The 18,355-nt window shown below is 33.9% G+C and carries 11 protein-coding genes and 1 tRNA gene; 6 read left to right on the top strand and 6 right to left on the bottom strand.

What is annotated here, in order from left to right:
- Positions 1–38: 38 nt before the first annotated feature.
- The 4 genes from FA046_RS08110 to FA046_RS08095 form a co-directional block, all read right to left on the bottom strand.
- On the bottom strand, positions 39–2,468 hold the full coding sequence (locus FA046_RS08110) for a glycoside hydrolase family 2 TIM barrel-domain containing protein (RefSeq protein WP_205943618.1): 2,430 nt from the start codon (positions 2,466–2,468) through the stop codon (positions 39–41).
- A 287-nt stretch (positions 2,469–2,755) separates the two neighbouring features.
- The gene (locus tag FA046_RS08105; protein WP_136825877.1) at positions 2,756–3,991 is read right to left on the bottom strand and encodes a hypothetical protein; all 1,236 of its coding nucleotides are present in this window, start codon (positions 3,989–3,991) and stop codon (positions 2,756–2,758) included.
- 143 nt (positions 3,992–4,134) lie between these two features.
- Positions 4,135–4,221 (bottom strand) — tRNA-Ser (locus FA046_RS08100).
- Positions 4,222–4,338: 117 nt separating this feature from the next.
- Positions 4,339–6,414, bottom strand: a complete 2,076-nt coding sequence (locus FA046_RS08095; RefSeq protein WP_394347365.1) for an HD family phosphohydrolase — start codon at positions 6,412–6,414, stop codon at positions 4,339–4,341.
- A 458-nt stretch (positions 6,415–6,872) separates the two neighbouring features.
- Between FA046_RS08095 and FA046_RS08090 the strand changes: the two genes are divergently transcribed.
- The 6 genes from FA046_RS08090 (at position 6,873) to FA046_RS08065 (ending at position 13,744) form a co-directional block, all read left to right on the top strand.
- Positions 6,873–7,724: an SPFH domain-containing protein gene (locus FA046_RS08090; protein WP_136825876.1), complete on the top strand. Its 852-nt coding sequence runs from the start codon at positions 6,873–6,875 to the stop codon at positions 7,722–7,724.
- A gap of 132 nt (positions 7,725–7,856) precedes the next feature.
- A complete protein-coding gene (locus FA046_RS08085; protein WP_136825875.1) occupies positions 7,857–9,035 on the top strand; it encodes an acetyl-CoA C-acyltransferase in 1,179 nt (392 codons plus the stop codon).
- A gap of 8 nt (positions 9,036–9,043) precedes the next feature.
- Positions 9,044–9,952 (top strand): hypothetical protein, encoded by a 909-nt coding sequence (locus FA046_RS08080; RefSeq protein WP_136825874.1) that lies wholly within the window; start codon positions 9,044–9,046, stop codon positions 9,950–9,952.
- Positions 9,953–10,093: 141 nt separating this feature from the next.
- Positions 10,094–11,455, top strand: a complete 1,362-nt coding sequence (locus FA046_RS08075) for a peptide MFS transporter (protein ID WP_136825873.1) — start codon at positions 10,094–10,096, stop codon at positions 11,453–11,455.
- Positions 11,456–11,490: 35 nt separating this feature from the next.
- Positions 11,491–12,231: a polyprenol monophosphomannose synthase gene (locus FA046_RS08070; RefSeq protein WP_136825872.1), complete on the top strand. Its 741-nt coding sequence runs from the start codon at positions 11,491–11,493 to the stop codon at positions 12,229–12,231.
- A gap of 169 nt (positions 12,232–12,400) precedes the next feature.
- Entirely contained in the window at positions 12,401–13,744 is a 1,344-nt protein-coding gene (locus FA046_RS08065; protein ID WP_136825871.1) for a thioredoxin domain-containing protein, read from the top strand.
- A 73-nt stretch (positions 13,745–13,817) separates the two neighbouring features.
- On the opposite strand, the gene FA046_RS08060 is transcribed toward FA046_RS08065, so the two are convergent.
- Entirely contained in the window at positions 13,818–17,195 is a 3,378-nt protein-coding gene (locus FA046_RS08060) for an efflux RND transporter permease subunit (protein WP_136825870.1), read from the bottom strand.
- A 71-nt stretch (positions 17,196–17,266) separates the two neighbouring features.
- Entirely contained in the window at positions 17,267–18,355 is a 1,089-nt protein-coding gene (locus tag FA046_RS08055) for an efflux RND transporter periplasmic adaptor subunit (RefSeq protein ID WP_136825869.1), read from the bottom strand.

The following is an 18,355-nucleotide window of genomic DNA, read 5'->3' as shown; positions in this document are numbered from 1 at the left end:
CATCAATAAACTCTGCCTCTTTAATCATCATCTTCAAATTATTTTACTGTTAAAGTCTTTTCTATCCCTTTTAATCCTGTTGCTGTAACTTTTAACTTTACAGTACCAGCTATTTGTGTTGAACGTAAAATAGCCATTGCAAAGCCTTTATGAAGTACTTTTTTATTTCCATCAAATAAATCATCGCTAGAATGATTGCCATTATCCACCGCAATTATACTTGCTACGCCATTTACGTCAAAAGTTACTTCTCCGGTGGCAGTTGGTACTATACGTCCTTTACTGTCAACAGCATACACTCTTACATATTGAAGATCCATGCCATCAGCTTTCCAATTTTCATTTTCTGTCTCCATTTTTAATGCGACTGCTTTTCCGGCGGTCTCTAATTCGTGACGAGCAACTTCTTTACCTCCTTTTCTGGCAATAGCCGTAATTTTACCGGCTGCATAAGGGATATTTTGCCAATAAATAGTATTGCGTTTTTTTGTATCCATACTATTTTTTTGTACTCCTATAGATTTTCCATTCACCAGCAATTCAACCTCTTCTGCATTGGTATAAGTATAAAGACTATATTTTTCACCTTCCATACGGTTCCAATGTGATGAAATAACCTTTTGTCCCACTATCTGATCATTCCACATCTTCATTTCTCCTTCACTATCCACCACGCCAATGTGAACCAATGGTTCGTCTGTGAAAATGCTTTTTGTTAACCATGCTTGTGGAAAAGGTTCCATAGAATGATTGAAAAAAGAATAGTTCCATCCCTTCCTTGGCCAACCTTGAGATTCGCCCCAATATTCAATACCTCCCCAATAAGCCAGTCCAACCATTTTATCTCTGTCCATTCCAAAATACGGTGCTGCCAATTCGTTAGTTACCGCCTCACTTTGATAAATAATCATATTGGGTGCATGCTTTAAATATTCCTGATAATCCTCCCAGGTATAATTAAAACTAGCAACATCGGTTACTGTTGCCAATTCGGGCGGAACAATATTCTCTTTGATACGGAAATCTGGGTTGGCCCTAATGATACCACCTGCCCTGGCTGGATACATACCCACGGTTGTTTTACGGGTAGGATCATAACGTTTTGCAACCACATCCATAATACGGTAAGTTGTTACGCCCCAATCACTTGTTGGAAAATTCCAACGTTCTTCCTGAAACTGTAACTCATTTCCAAAGCTCCACATGATTACCGATGGATGATTTCTATCACGTTTAATCCATTCCTTTACATTGTTATACCATATATCATTCCATGGCGCACTTCCTGCCCAAGCAACTGAGCTGCCCCATTTGTCATACAATTCATCTACAACCAAAATTCCTTTTTCGTCGGCAAGGTCAAAAAACGACTCTGAATAAGGATTGTGTGAAGTTCTAATATGATTAAAACCAAATGCTTTCAATTGGTCCATCATTCTGGCAATGGAAGTTTTATGAGCAGCTGCACCTACCGCACCCAAATCATGATGATTGGCAACGCCTTTCAAAAAGACCTTCTTACCATTTAATTTGAGTCCAAATTCTTTGGAGAACTCAACAGTACGAATTCCGAATCTTTTAATGAGTTTATCAATCACTTTACCGTTTAACACTAATTCTACTTCGGCAGTATAAAGATTAGGCGTTTCGCAGCTCCAAAGCTGCGGATTAGTAATATTTGCTTTAGGCAATGGAACTTCTACGGCTACAAGCTGAGACTTTTTAGGCGCTAACGCTTTGGTTTCAGCTACTTGTTTCCCATCTGGCGAAAATATCTTAGCAATAATCTCCAGTTCATATTGTTTGTTTTTAATACCCTCAACTTCAACTTGTACTCTTACTTCTGCATTTTGATTTGAAATGCTAGGCGTAGTTATAAAAATACCGTGACGGGCAATAGAAATACTGTCTTTTACCACTAAATGTACATCACGAAAAAGCCCACCACCTGTGTACCAACGAGAATTAGCTATTTCGCCAGTAGAAGAGCGAACGGCAACCACATTTACAGCATCATATTTGATCATATCTGCTATATCAGATTCAAAACCAAGATAGCCATAATTTGTCCCTCCAATTTTCTTTCCGTTAAGCCATACTTCACCATGCAGCATAATGCCTTCAAAATCAAGTAATATCTTTTTCCCCCTCCAGTTAGCTTCTGCCTTAAATGTTTTACGATACCAACCTACACCCATTGCTTTAAAACCACGACCTCTGCTAGCTGTTTTATCCCAAGGTTGTTCAAACTGAAAATCGTGTGGTAAATCTAACTTGCGCCAGTCACTATCATTAAAAGAACTATTTTGAGCGTTTGCAACATCACCAGCTTTAAATTTCCATTCAAAATTAAAAAGTTGGTTTACTCTGACATCCTCCTTGCTGTTTTGCGCAAAAACAAGTGTTGAGCAAAAAATGGCGGTAATAATTAGTAAAATTCTCATCATTGAAATATTAGGTTTTTTCATTTTTAAAATATCTTCTGTTAAATAATTGTTGATTTTTTTATTCAATTGAGGTTGCAAAAATTAATATTAGGATGACAGTCAATTAATAACAAGTGACACCTTTTAAATACTAAAAATCAGAACTTAGTAAACAAATAATCTTTAATAATCCAATTATATTAAGACATTAATTTACCGAAAATAGAGAGAAGATTTTTTTATCTGATTAATTTAGCTACCCAAAGCCCATCCAAAATATGGACGAAATATCTGTTTGGTAATCAGCTAATTAAAATAAGATATGGAGACTAAAATTGATAAAGATTACGACCATTTTTGGCGGTAAGGTTGCAGGTTTTTACAAAGCCATTTCCTTCAAACTCAATAAACAATCCTTTTATTTCACCTAATGGCTTTTGATAGCTTCCCTTGTACAGTAATTTACCATTCACAAACAACCAGACTTGCTTGTTTTTGTTAATTAATTTTACTGTATTCCAATTTTCCTGTTCAACAACAAATTGAGAAAGATCATTCTTATCGCCATCAAACTTTTTTTCACTTAATACATTAATCACCCTTGAGCTACATCCTTCACTCGAAAATTTAAAACGTATCATGCTATTCATTCCCGATATTTGAAACTGTGTGCTATTACAAGAAATACCGTTTCTGCGAGATGGGTTTTTAAAAGTGGTTTCGAAAGTGAAATCATCTTTAGAGTAATTTACAGCAGTGTAATTATAAAGTCTGGTAAAAATACGTTGAGCAGTATCTAAGCCAACCTTGTTTAATTGACTGTTAGTAAAATTAAAGATACTATCTGATGGAGTTTTAACCACTGGAATTTGGTAAAAGTGGTTACGCAACTGGTCGTGATAACTAATTGCAATCCATTTATTAGAACTTATGCTAATATTTGTTTCTGCAATTACAGATTTCTGCACCAGTAAAGCAATTCTAAAAACTCCTGATAGTAAATAATTATGCGTGATGAGCTTTTGTCCCTTATTAATATAGACTAAAGGAGATTTATCTCCAAAATTCACAAATAGACTATCATTGGTTTGTGGTATTTTAAGTTCAAACACAGCTGTAGATGGTAAGACGCCTTCCAATTTCTTTAATTTAATACTTGCTGTAAGAAAGGAAGTAGTGTTAAGAATATACCAAGCAATAAAGCCAATAACACCAATCAATATTAAGGTAATAAAATAAATTAAAGACCTCTTTTTGATTATAGATGATTCATTTTTAACGTCTGATTGAACTTCAACAAGTATTTGGCTATTTTTAGGAAAGGTATTTTCGCTATATTTTTGCAGCGCTTCAATGGTTGCCTCTTGAGGGATATATTTCTCCTCGACAGAAAGTTTACCAAAAATCCTTTTTAAGGTGTTGATGCTGATGTTTACTTTTGTGCTTTGTAGTATATCTTGGTTAAGGGCAATAAAATCACTATGTATCCAACTTGCAGCCTCTCCGCGACCGAATCGAATTTCGCAACTTTTAATCACACTTATTAGGTTAACTTTCCTACCCATCAAAACAAAGATATATAAAATTAAGAAACGCTTTTACCTGCTAAGATTACAAAATTGGTCAAACATTTAAAAACTCCTAAAATTAAAAAAGCCTGTAATCATTTGATTTACAGGCTTTTGAATCATTTTGGTGTTGTTTTCAGCGGAGAGAGAGGGATTCGAACCCTCGGTACCGTTGCCAGTACGACAGTTTAGCAAACTGTTCCTTTCGGCCACTCAGGCATCTCTCCTTTTGTGTTATTTAAAGCTAAATTTTAAGATTATTAGCGTTTAAACTTATGTTTTCTTTTCCTTACGGGAGTGCAAATATAGTAATCCCTGCATATCTACAAAAAGAATTTTCACTTCTACTTCAAGTAATCTATTCTAACGTGATAAATACCCATCAACATGGTCTTAAAAATCAGTTTAATTGTCTCAATTTCTTTGAGCGTAATGTTACTATCATTCAACTGATTTTGCTCTAATTTATAATCAATAATACGTTCCACCAGTTTATTAATACTTTCAGCATCAGGCTCTTTCAAACTACGTGATGCTGCCTCTACCGAGTCGGCCAACATCAATACCGCAGTCTCTTTTGTGAAAGGAATAGGTCCCGGATAACGGAAAGTATTCTCATCAACAATTTTTTCAGGAAAATTTTTTAAAAACGACTGATAAAAATAATCTACCCTTGTATTTCCATGGTGTGTTCTTATAAAATCAATAATTACCTCGGGCAAATTATTTCTTCGGGCCATTTCTATCCCGTTTATCACATGTCTGATAATAATTTGTGCGCTATCTTCATAAGGTAATTTATCATGAGGATTTAAACCCTTATTTTGGTTTTCGATAAAAAACTGAGGATTATCCATTTTACCAATATCATGATATAAAGCACCTGCCCTCACCAATAAAGCATTCCCTCCTATTTTAAATATAGCCGACTCTGCCAAATTAGCCACTTGTAAAGAATGCTGAAAAGTTCCGGGTGCTTTAAATGCGAGTTCTCTTAGTAAAGTAGAATTGGTATTGGTTAATTCTATTAAAGTGATATCTGATGTGATACCAAATAATTTTTCGAACAGGTAAATTAATGGATAAGCTAATAAAGAAAATAGCACACTAAATATAAATGGCATAAACTTAATCCATTCTATTGATGCAAAAGAGCCTTCTCTGATGAGTGAGATCCCTAAATAGGCCACAAAATAATTTAATAAGATTAATAAAGCCGAAATCAAAAATTGCTCTCTTCTTACTAAATTTTTAATACTGTAAATGGCTACCATTCCTGCTGTGATTTGCAAAAAAGCAAACTCAAAACTATTTGGCAAAAAGAAACTGGCTATTAATACCACCAATAAATGGATATTCATTGCCAAACGGGTATCAAATAAAATCCTAACGATGATAGGAACAATACAATAAGGAATATAGTAAAGACTTGGAAGTTTAATTCTAATAGACCAAGAAAGGAAAACCAGCATCCCTGTAACTACAATTAAAATCAAGGAAATTTTCCTGTTATCTGCAAAAATGTCTTTCCTAAAAAGAAAAAGAAAAACCATTAAAAGAGAAATCACCATTCCTACTAATAAAAATTGGCCTCCTAATACAAAATCCCTATCGCCGCTTATATTATCATCATCTTCATAGCTGATGCGTAAAGATTCTAGTTTTTGAAAAGATTCTTCATTTATAGAATTTCCTTTTGCTATAATCAATTCCCCTTTTTGCACCATTCCTCTGGTAGAAGAAACATTTTCTACCGCTTGCTTTTCTAGTTTCTCGGTAAATCGCTCATTATAAATAATATTAGGCGTTATCCTGTCTTTAATAACCGATAAGAGAATAGTGGTTTCCGCCTCTTTTTCTTTAGCTATAAGCTCAGCAACTGCTGCCGTTGCAGAAACCTGAGTATATAAACTTGAAGTACTTAATTGCTCTTCTACCCCATTTTTAAGCAAAGAAATAACATATTGATCTCCGTCTCTTTGATATTTTTTATTTAAACCAATTACGCCTCTATCGTATATATCTCTCAGAATTTTAGTCCCTAAATTAAAATTCAGCTCCTTTTCTTTTCCATCTTTTAGTCCGGCATTTTTCCATTTTACTTCAAAATCTGCTTGATATTGGCTAATCTGATTCTCAACAACCTTGTTATCAATTTCATAAACAGGTAAAACAAACTTTAGTATGCTTTCTTTATCACTTTTAATTTCCTCTGGATTTTTTCTGATAGAGAAATTATAAGGCGAAACTAAATCTTCATGCAGCCAAACATGACCTTTTTCAAATTCATACTTAAAGCGAGGTTGTTTTGGGAGAATTACAGTAATAATAAGGATACTCAAACCCATTAAAATATACTTAATTATAGAGGTATATTTTCTATAAATCAATTTGCCCGAGTCTCTTCTTATTTTAGCCACTTTATTCTTATTTATTCAAATATATGTTTTTTATAAAACCTCAGTTCTATTATTAATAGAACTGAAATATAGATTAAGACCTTTTAATCTTGATGAAAATTGAATAGGGCAAAGATTTTCTATATTCTACCTGCCGAAAATAAGCCTATTGTATCAATCTATTCACACTTAAAAAACTAAAAAATCTTTTAATTAATCTGAGTTCTATTCATAATAATTTGGGCGTTTCCTGCCTGCCGCAGGCAAGGTAACACGCTTTCCGCTTTATCTTTATCCCCAAAAAGGGGGATAAAGGATGCCGTTCCATCGTTAACGCTCATAAAAAAAGTAAAACCTAATCAATTAAAAATCAATCAAAATCAGGTTCTTAAACTAAATTGATAAGGTAATAAAAAATGATAAACCAGTACAATCATAATATTTAATATCTTAGTAAGATCAATCAAAATCATAAAAACATGCACACAGAAAAAGAAATTAATCCTCCGTCAGGCTATTTAACATTCGTAACATTCTTGGTTTTATTAGCTGTTAGTGTCTATCTTTTTTTTATTCACCAAATTGCAGCTGGTGTAATCCTTTCCATCATTAATTTTATTTTATTGTTGCCTGGCCTCATCATTATTAATCCAAATGATGCCCGAGTGCTTGTACTATTTGGTAAATATGTTGGTTCGGTAAAAAAAGACGGCTTTTTTTGGGTTAATCCCTTAACCACAAAAAGAAAAATCTCATTAAAAGCAAGAAACCTAAACGGCCAACAATTAAAAGTAAATGATTTATTGGGTAACCCTATAGAAATTGCTGCCGTAATTGTTTGGCAAGTAAAAGATACAGCCAAAGCCGCTTTTGCCGTAGAAGATTATATGCAATATGTAAACATCCAAAGCGAAGCCGCAGTAAGGCATTTAGCCAATACTTTCCCTTATGATACCATGGAAGATGATCATACAGGCATAACTTTAAGAGACGGAGCAGACCAAGTGAACAAAATTCTAGAAGAAGAATTAAACAACCGACTAGAAAGAGCAGGAATAGAAATTATTGAAGCCCGAATTTCTCATTTAGCGTATGCGCCAGAAATTGCCAGCGCTATGTTACAAAGGCAACAAGCATCAGCCATTATATCAGCCAGAAAACTCATTGTAGAAGGTGCTGTTGGTATGGTAAACTTGGCTTTAAAAAGATTGAGCGAAGAAAACATTGTTAAATTAGATGAAGATAAAAAAGCCGCTATGGTTTGTAATTTATTAGTGGTGCTTTGCAGCGAAAGAAATGTAACTCCTGTGGTAAATACAGGTTCATTATAATTAAAACAGCCATTGCTGGCTTTCCTACAAGTAAAATTATCGTTATAGGCTCTAATTAAACTAGAGCCTATTTTTTTACGTTGTGTTTAATAACTAATTTTGCAGCACCAATTATTTATTCAAAAAAATTTTATGAGAGAAGTTTATATCGTTTCTGCCATTAGAACACCTATTGGTAGTTTTGGAGGTAGTTTATCATCATTTACAGCAACACAACTAGGCGGTTTTGCAATAAAAGCCGCGGTAGAAAAAGCTGGTATCAAGCCACAGCAAGTTCAAGAAGTTTACATGGGCAATGTGCTATCTGCAAACTTAGGGCAGGCGCCAGCTACACAAGCTGCAAAATTTGCTGGCTTACCTGATGTACCCAATACCACCATTAATAAAGTTTGTGCATCTGGTATGAAAGCCATTATGTTGGCCGCACAAAGCATTGCTTTAGGAGACCAAGATATTGTAGTTGCCGGCGGAATGGAAAGCATGAGTAACGTTCCTTACTATTTAGATAAAGTCAGAAATGGCTATAAATTAGGTAACGGGCAACTAACAGATGGTTTAATAAAAGACGGACTTTGGGATGTTTATAATGATTACCACATGGGCGCTGCAGCAGAACTTTGCGCTACTGATTGCCATATTTCTAGAGAAGAGCAAGATGCTTACGCAATAGAATCATACCACAGATCTCAAAAAGCAATTGCTGATGGAAAATTCAAATCAGAAATTACTGCTTTAGAAATTAAAGACAAAAAAGGAAACTCTACTTTAATAGATCAAGATGAGGAACCTGCAAACGTAAAGTTTGATAAAATAGCGGGTTTAAGACCTGTATTTAAAAAAGACGGAACGGTTACCGCAGCAAATGCATCTAGCTTAAATGATGGTGCTTGTGCTTTGGTTTTGATGAGTAAAGAAAAAGCAGAAGAATTAGGCATAAAACCATTGGCTAAAGTTTTGGCTTACGCCGATGCTCAACAAGCGCCAGAATGGTTTACCACTGCTCCTGCTAAAGCCATTCCTATTGCTTTAAATAAAGTGGGTTTAAAAACAACCGATATTGATTTATTTGAAATTAACGAGGCTTTTTCTGTAGTATCATTAGCCAACAACAAAGAATTAAATTTAGATGCAAAAAAGGTAAATGTAAATGGCGGTGCAGTATCATTAGGTCATCCGCTGGGTTCTTCAGGTGCTAGAATTGTGGTAACACTTATTCATGCTTTAAATCAAAATAATGGTAAATTAGGCGTTGCAGGCATTTGTAACGGTGGCGGCGGTGCCAGTGCAATTGTTATAGAAAATTTACGTTAACATATTTCATGAAGAAACTAGCTTTATTGCTTTTCTTATTATTCATTAAATCATCATTTTGTTTAGCACAAAGCAAAATGATGATTTTTGAAGACTCTCTAAAAAATTTAGGTTTAACACTGAGTAGTGATACTATTCAAGAAAACCGGACTCAGGCAAATTACGCTTTCATTAAAATCTTAGTCAATTCTTTAAAAGAGAAAAGCTCTTTTAACTATCCTTTTCAGTCTATTCTAGATTTTGTTTCGATAAAAAAATCTGAAGATAATAAGTTTAGAATATTTTCATGGTTTACACAAAATGATGATGGTTCTTATCGCTATTTTGGAGCCATACAAATGAATAACCCAACTAAATTAGAACTTTACCCGCTGTTAGATAATACGCAAAGTTTAAAAACTGCCAGCTCAATTTCAGATACTACCCTAACTACCAACCAATGGTATGGAGCAGCTTATTACCATATTTTACCTGTTTTAGGAATCAAAGATCCTTACTATATTTTATTTGGCTGGAAAGGAAAAAATATGCAATCCAGTTCTAAAATTATTGAAACGCTTCGTTTTAAAGATGGTAAACCCGAATTTGGGATTTCCGTTTTAGAAAATGCACCAAAATCTAACTCCTTTTCTAAACGCATTATCTTCAATTATACAAAAGAAGCTTCTATGTTGTTAAAGTATGCTAAGGATGATAAATTAATTGTTTTTGACCATTTAGTAGCTTCAAATGAGCAATCAAAACAATTAACAGAACTTTATGCTCCTGATCTTTCTTATGACGGCTATAAGTTTAAATTTGGGAAATGGATTTATCAAGAAAACTTAAAACTCAAAAACTTACCCGAAGAAAGTGATGATTTTTTTATTGATCCTGCCAAAGACAGCCAAAACACAAGTCCGGTAATTAAGAATTAATATTTTCTTTGATTTTTACAAAAATCATGACCGTTCCATTAGAATATATTTCTTCAATTCTTAATCTGTAAAAAAATTTATTTATACTTGACTTTTCACCCCTATTTTAATTAAGCTTTATAAACACCATTTAGAAATTATATGAAAAATCAAAAAGAACTTTTTGGACATCCAGCCGGACTCTACATCTTATTTTTCACTGAATTATGGGAAAGATTTAGTTATTACGGTATGCGAGCACTTTTGGTGTTATTTCTTGTGGCATCAGCAAGTGGTGTTAATCCGGGTTTTGGTTGGACAAAAGTAGAAGCATTAAGTTTATATGGAATTTATACCGCTTTGGTTTACATTTCATCTATACCGGGTGGTATTTTAGCTGATAAATGGTTAGGACAAAAGAAAGCGGTAATGTTAGGTGGCTGGCTGTTAGTAGCCGGACATGGAATTTTAGCGGTACAAGCAGAATGGGCTTTTTATGTTGGAATAGGATTAATAATTGCTGGTGTTGGCTGTTTAAAACCAAATATATCTACCATGGTAGGTGGTTTGTACCCAGCCGGTGATGATAGAAGGGATAAAGGATTTACCATTTTTTATATAGGCATTAACGTTGGTGCTTTATTAGCGGGTGTAATTGTAGGTTCGGTTGGTGTAACTTATGGCTGGCATTACGGCTTTGGCTTAGCAGGTATAGGAATGGCTATTGGTCAGATCGTTTTTCTATTCGGACAAAAATACTTAGTAGGAATTGGAGAAGCAACCAAAGCACTTCCAGAAGCCGAAAGACTGGCGATGAATAAGCCTTTAACCAAAATAGAAAAAGACAGAATGATTGTGATGTTCTTGTCTTTCTTAATGATTATTGTGTTTTGGGGTGCTTTTGAACAAGCTGGTGGTTTAATGAATTTATATGCCGATGAAAAAACCAACAGAATGATTGATTTCTTAAATTTTGAAGTTCCGGCTCCTTGGTTTCAATCTGTAAACTCCTTTTTTATTATCACATTAGGTACTGTAATTGCTGCTTTTTGGTATAAAAGAAAAAAGAAAGGAAAAGAAGCTTCATCTATCTTAAAAATGGCTTTAGGTATCATTATTATGGGATGGGGATTTTTATTTATGAGTGCCGCTTCTATGCAATACCAAGCTGATGGTTCTTCAGCAATGTATTGGTTAGTTTTAGCCTATTTGTTTCATACTGTAGGAGAGCTTTGCGCTTCACCAGTAGCCCTTTCTTATGTTACTAAGTTAGCTCCACTAAAATATGCTTCATTAATGATGGGTGCTTATTTTGCTGCAACAGGTATGGGTAATTATGTTGCTGGTTGGGTTGGCGAATGGTCTCAATCTGCTGGTGAGTTAGAAATTTTTACAGGTATAGCTATATTTTGCACCCTGTTTGGTTTACTTATTTTGTTATTTTTGAAGCCACTGAAAAGATTAGCTCATGGTGCCGAAGATTTTTCTGCAGAAACCATGACTTTGAAAGATAACAAAAGCTAATCAATATCATAATTTCAAATATTAAAATTTAAAGAGTGCCTGATAGTTTAGTCATTATTCCAACATATAACGAGAAAGAAAATATTGAGAAAATCATTAGAAAGGTTTTCTCACTTCCTCACCCCTTCCACATCTTAATAGTTGATGATGGCTCTCCTGATGGTACTGCTCAAATTGTAAAAAGCCTTCAGGATGAATATCAGGATAGGTTATTTATAGAAGAACGTAAGGGGAAATTAGGTTTAGGTACGGCTTATATTCATGGGTTTAATTGGGCTATCCAAAAAAAATACGACTATATTTTTGAAATGGATGCCGATTTTTCTCATAACCCGGATGACTTAATTAAACTAAGACAAGCCTGCGTAAACGGTGCCGATGTAGCTATAGGATCTAGATATATAAAAGGTGTAAATGTGGTAAACTGGCCTATGGGCCGAGTGCTGATGTCTTATTTTGCTTCGGTTTATGTGCGTTTTATTACAGGTATTGACATTCAGGATGCTACGGCTGGCTTTAAATGTTACCGAAGAATAGTTTTGGAAACCATCAATTTTGAAAAAATAAAGTTTGTAGGCTATGCTTTCCAAATAGAAATGAAATTTACTGCCATTAAACACGGTTTTAATGTTATGGAAGTTCCCATCATATTTACAGACAGAACAGAAGGCACTTCTAAAATGAGTACTAAAATTTTTAGAGAAGCTTTTTTAGGCGTAATAGAATTAAAAATCAGAAGCTGGTTTAGAAATTACGAGCAGGTAAAACAATTGTAAAATCAACTCTTTCTAATTAAAAATCGGCCTAAGCCAAAATATTTTCTCCTTAATCTTTAAATTTCGAATAGGCTAAAAATTATTTTATTCTTGATTAAATAATTTCTATTTTGTTGGATAATTAAAATTCTTTGCTGCTATCTAGCAATGAAATAAATTAATCCATAATATGAAAAACTTCCTAATCACAATTACCATTATAGTTTTTGGTTTGAGCAATGTTAAGGCTCAAAAAATAAACTACGAAAAAACATTAGATGCGGCAAAAGCCAAGTCTGAAAAGTTAAATAAACCCTTACTGATACAAATCACAATTCAGCCTCAAACCCAAAACATCACGTTTCCTAAAGAAATTTCTATCCCTGAAGTAGTTAATAAATTCAATAAAGAGTTTATAAATTTTAAGATTGACAGGGCAGATACAGCTGCCATGAAAATTATTAGTAGGTATAAAGTCAACAGTTTTCCTGCATTTATTTTCTTAGATAGTAAAGGCGGCTTGTTATTAAAAGATTTTGGAAACTTTATGCAAGCCCAAAAATATATAACTATGGCAGATCTAGCACTTTCTAGATCTAAAGAAAAATCATTAGTAGATTACGATAAAGAATATAAAGCTAAGGGGTTTGATGGCGATTTTCTGAAAAATTACATTTCTAAAAGGATGAATTTTGGCATTACAGATAATGCCTTGTTACTAGACCAATATGTGGAGTTTTTAAGAGTTGCTGATCTTAACGATTATCAACAAGTTTTATTTATTTTAAAAGGCGGACCATTAGCTTATGGAAAAGCCTATAGATTAGCCTATATAAATGCTAAAATAATTGACAGTATTTTTAAAACTGAACCATTAGCAGTTAGACAAACATTTAATAATGCCATTATTAATAATACCATGGCTTATGCTATTGCAAAGAAAAATATCCAGTGGGCTACTGCCGCTTCTAATTTCACCAGAACCTCTTGGGCTACAGATTACAGATTGGCACAAAAGAATTCTTCCCTTAAAATGATTGATTATTATTGGGCAGTAAAAGATACGGCTAACTATCTTAGACAAGCATCTTACTTTTATGATCAACACTATATGAATATCAGTAAAGATTCTATCGCTAAATTAAATACTAAAAACACAGAAGAAGCAAGAAAAGCGGCTTTTGAACAAGCCAAAAGAATTAACCCCGACTCCAGTTTTACCACAAGTTTTAGGGTATCTTACCAAACAAATCAAATACCTGTAGAGCTAAATAATGCTGCATTTTTTGTTTTCTTAACTGGTACTAAAAACACTAATTATATTAACAAAGCAATAAGTTGGAGCAAAAGATCTATTGAATTAGAACCCAATTATGGCTTTTATGATACCTTGGCGCATTTGCTGTATCGTTTAGACTTTTATGCCGAAGCAGAAGTAAACCAAATTAAAGCCATAGAGCTGGCCAAAGAAAAAAACATAAATACTACAGCTTTACAAAACGAACTCGATAAAATTAAACAACGAACTTTATAACTGAAATGCTATTAAAAATTAGTTTGTTAAAACGCTATAAACAAAAAAAAGGAGGCTTTCGCCTCCTTTTCTGTTAAGTAGTTACAGGGTCTGTTGTTTTGTTCTTTTTAGATAACCGATTCTTTATTTTTACCCTTATTAGGTACATAGAGGGTACTAAAATCAATGTTAAAAAGGTAGCGAAACTTAGCCCAAAAATCATTGTCCAAGATAATGGACCCCAAAAAGCTACGTTATCTCCACCAAAATAAATATGAGGATTTCCGGTAGTTAATAAGGCTGCAAAATCTAAGTTTAAACCAACAGCTAAAGGTATTAAACCTAACATGGTTGCGGTGGCTGTTAATAAAACTGGTGTCATACGGGTTCTACCAGCTTCTAAAACAGCTTCATAAGCTTCCATACCTTGCTCCATCATTAAATCGGCAAACTCTACCAATAATATTCCGTTTCTTACCACAATACCGGCTAATGCTACAATTCCAATTCCCATCATTACAATAGACATTTCCATCTGAAATATGGTAATTCCTAGCAACACCCCAATAATACTGAATACAATTTCACTCAAAATAATAAGTGGCTTTCCTATAGAGTTAAACTGAATAACCAAAATAATTAAGATCAAGAAAAAGGCAACTCCTAAAGCTAAACCTAAGAAATTTGCGGTCTCAGCTTGTTCTTCTTGCGCCCCTGCCATTTTAACCAATACCCCATCTGGAGCTTTAAAATCATTAATCTCAGTTTGAATGTTTTTTACAACTTCATTCTCATTAAAATCTTTTAACACATTAGAAGATAAAATGATGATCCTTTTTTGCTGCTTACGCTTAATACCTCCGTAAGTATTTACATAATCTATATTAGCAAAAGACGATAAAGGAACTTGTCTTATTTGCCCTCCCATTCCCATATCTCTAAAAGTCATTTTTAGATTACGTAATGCTTCTAAATTATTTCTTTGATCTTCTTGTGCTCTTACATTAATTTCATAATCTTCATCTAAATCTCTAAACTTAGAAACTTCGGTTCCGTAAAGAGCAGTTCTTAAATTAAAAGCAGCGGTTCTGGTAGCCACCCCTTCTCTATTGGCTCTTTCTCTATCGATATCAAAAATAATTTCGGGTTTATTATTTTGGAAATCAGATTTCAATTCTTCTAAACCTCCAACTCTTTTAGCAACCAAATAATTTTTCAGAACTATAGATGTTTTCACTAAAGAATCTAAATCATCACCAGTAATTTCTATACTCACAGGTTTTGCCGTAGGCGGACCAGCTTGTTCTTGAGTTACTGATATTTCTGTTCCTGCAATACCTTTTACCGAGTTTCTAATAGCTGTTAAGTAATCAGTAGAGGATTTACCTGTACGCTCTCCAAACTCCACAAAAGAAACAGTTACCTTACTTTTATTTGGATAGTTTCCTTGATCTTCATCTTGAGGATCTGTAACTCCTACCGTTACGTTAGAAATAATAGAAGAAACATTTTGCTTTCCTAAACTATCTACAACGGCGGTAACTTTTTGCTCTATTTTTTTGGTGACTTCATTGGTATAAGCTTGATCTGTACCTACAGGTAAAGAAGTGTACACATATACAAAGTTTGGATCTGATGATGGAAAAAACACAAATCTTGGTGGAATTAACCCGGTAAGTACAATAGAGAAAATTAATAATCCTAAAGTACTTCCTAAAATAGCATACGGTCTGTGTAAAGTCCATATTAAGAATTTAGTGTATTTCTCTTGAGCCTTAGGCCAAGTATGATTTTGGAATTTTCTGATGGCTTTCTCCAAAACAAAGTGTTGCAATAAATAGAAAAGTGCAATAATTACCACAAAATTTCCAACTGCAAAACCAACCAAATAACCCAAAACAGCAGCTATACCAAAATACATTAAGGTCTTTTTTACTTTTTTATCAAAAGTGGGTTGATAAACTTCATCAGCAGCATGAGACTCCATAAAATCTACGGCAAACACCGGATTGATAATATAAGCCACCACCAAAGAAGCCAATAAGGTAATTATAAGAGTGATGGGTAAAAAGAACATAAATTCACCAATTACGCCAGGCCAAAATGCCAAAGGAATAAAAGGTGCCAATGTGGTCATCGTACCAGAAAATACGGGTAAAAACACCTCTCCTGCCGCCATTTTTGCAGCATGTTTGATAGATACTTTACCATTATCAAAAATACGATGCGTGTTTTCTATCACCACAATAGCATCATCAACCACAATACCTAGTGCGAGTAAGAAGGAGAATAACACAATCATATTCATGGTGAACCCAATGGTAGGCATAATTAAAAATGCCACGCACATAGATAATGGAACAGAAAGCGCCACAAAAAGTGCGTTGGTAATTCCCATAAAAAACATGAGGATTAAAGTCACTAAAATAAACCCAATAACAATGGTGTTGATTAAATCATGAAGGGTTACTCTTGTTTTATCAGACTGATCTCCAGTAGTTACAATTTCCAATCCTTTTGGAAACTGCTTCACTTTCATTTCAGCAATAATTTCTCTGATTTTATCAGATGCTTCAATTAGATTTTGACCAGAACGTTTCTTCACATTTAATGTGATCACATTTTTTCCGTTCAACCTTGCATAAGATTCTTGCTCTTTAAAGCCATCAACAACATTTGCTATATCTCTTAAATATATAGATGAGCCTGTTGGACTTTTAATAATGGTATTAGAAATCTCCTCGGCCGAGCCATATTCCTTTTTTATATTTAAAGTTCTTCTAACGCCATCAATTGGCACCGTTCCGCCAGATGCGGAGATGTTTTCTGTACCGATAGCTTGCTGAATATCATAAAATGAAAGCTGTGCTGCCGACATTTTATTTACATCTACATTGATTTGAACCTCAGGATCTAAAGCGCCAACAATATCTACTCCTGATATTTCTGGTAATGATTCTACTCTGTCTTGCAAATCGTCAGCGTATTTCTTTAAGGTTTTTAAATCAAAATCACCTGAAATATTCAGGTACATGATAGGCAAGTCAGATAAATTAATATCTAACACCTCAGGATCATCAGGTAAATCACTAGGCAAATCGGTTTTTGCCTTATCTACCGCATCCTTAATTCTTTGTTTAGCATCTTTAATATCCACATTGGCATTAAATTCGGCAGTAATAAAAGAGAAATCCTGATAAGAATTAGAAGTTACCTTTTTTAAGCCCTGGGCTGATTTGAGTTGTTTTTCTAATTGCTTGGTAACCAAGTTCTCCATATTTGCAGGAGAAGTTCCTGGGTATATGGTTCTTACAAATATTTTCGGGATAGAAATCTCCGGAAAATTCTCTTTAGGCAAACTGTTATAAGCAAAATAACCGGCCAAGAGTAATAACACCGTGAGCACATAAATAGCTGTTCTATTTTCTATTGCCCAACTAGATGGTTTAAATTCTTTGTCTAAATCTTTCATTTAGTGTATTTTTTTAATGGATTTTGAAATACTAAATCCTGTTTTATTTGTTGAATTATTAAAAGAAAAGATTACAATTTAACTGCATCACCTTCATTAAGGCCATTTAATCCAGTCATAATTACCTTGTCTCCTTTTTTAATTCCGGTCAAAATTTCTGCATTCCCATTGTAAATATTACCTATGGTGATGGCCACTTTTTTAGCTCTTCCATTCTCATCTAACATCAAATAATCTCCACTCTCTGATTTCTGAATAGCTTTAATAGGGATAACAATTGCATTCTCCTTCACGTAATCAACAATTTTTAAAATGGTGAGCATATTAGGGCGGTAAGTTTTCTTGCTTGGTAACTTAACTTCCACACTAAAACTTCTAGACATTGGATCGATGATTTTAGCAGCAAAAGAGATTTTAGTTTTCACAGAATCCGTTGCATCCGGAATAATTACTAAAACTTCGTCTCCTTGATTAATTCTACCTGCATAAGTTTCAGAAACCAAAGCTTTAGCTTTTAAATTATTAGCATTTACCACTCTTATTCCAGGAGCACCTGGTTGAACGGCTTGCCCAATTTTATAATCCATTTGATCTATAGTACCAGAAATTGGCGATTTAATTTTGTACATAGATGCTTGTTGCCTAATCACACTAATTTGTCTCTCTAAACTTTCTTTTTGAGTTTTAGCATTCAAATACTGAACTTCGGTACCTATTTTTTGATCCCAAAGATTTTTTTGCCTGTTAAAAAGGATATTTGCTAAGTCTAACTGAGTTTGAACTTGTGCTATATTTTGTCTCAATACAGCATCATCTATTTGTGCTAAAACTTGTCCTTTTGAAACATTTTGACCTATGTTAACAAAAACTTGAGTTAATACTCCGGGTACTTGCGGACTTACCTGAAGGTTTTCTTCAGCATCTACCTTACCTTGTATTTGAATAAAATTTTTGAAAGTAGAAGTTTGCACTTCTAAAACAGCTACTTGTTTTACAATTTCTTCTTGCTTAGTACCAATCTCTTCCTCTAGCTTAGTTATTTTAGCAGATAAATCTGTTTGCTCTTTTTTTAGCTTCGCTAGTTCTGCTTTTTTATCTTTTGGGTCATTCCCACATGCTGCCAAAAACAAAACAACAGATGCTATAATTATTTTTTTCAT

It is taken from the genome of Pedobacter cryophilus, from assembly GCF_005116455.1.
GTDB classification, from domain to species: Bacteria; Bacteroidota; Bacteroidia; order Sphingobacteriales; family Sphingobacteriaceae; genus Pseudopedobacter; species Pseudopedobacter cryophilum.
The sequence above is the reverse complement of the archived record's forward strand: the minus strand, read 5'-3'. Positions and strand labels throughout refer to the sequence as shown.

Bases quoted from the DNA above. Each gene is read 5' to 3' on its own strand.
- FA046_RS08110 (WP_205943618.1), bottom strand. From the start codon at position 2,468: ATGAAAAAACCTAATATTTCAATGATGAGAATTTTACTAATTATTACC.
- FA046_RS08105 (WP_136825877.1), bottom strand. From the start codon at position 3,991: ATGGGTAGGAAAGTTAACCTAATAAGTGTGATTAAAAGTTGCGAAATT.
- FA046_RS08090 (WP_136825876.1), top strand. From the start codon at position 6,873: ATGCACACAGAAAAAGAAATTAATCCTCCGTCAGGCTATTTAACATTC.
- FA046_RS08085 (WP_136825875.1), top strand. From the start codon at position 7,857: ATGAGAGAAGTTTATATCGTTTCTGCCATTAGAACACCTATTGGTAGT.
- FA046_RS08080 (WP_136825874.1), top strand. From the start codon at position 9,044: ATGAAGAAACTAGCTTTATTGCTTTTCTTATTATTCATTAAATCATCA.
- FA046_RS08075 (WP_136825873.1), top strand. From the start codon at position 10,094: ATGAAAAATCAAAAAGAACTTTTTGGACATCCAGCCGGACTCTACATC.
- FA046_RS08065 (WP_136825871.1), top strand. From the start codon at position 12,401: ATGAAAAACTTCCTAATCACAATTACCATTATAGTTTTTGGTTTGAGC.
- FA046_RS08060 (WP_136825870.1), bottom strand. From the start codon at position 17,195: ATGAAAGATTTAGACAAAGAATTTAAACCATCTAGTTGGGCAATAGAA.
- FA046_RS08055 (WP_136825869.1), bottom strand. From the start codon at position 18,355: ATGAAAAAAATAATTATAGCATCTGTTGTTTTGTTTTTGGCAGCATGT.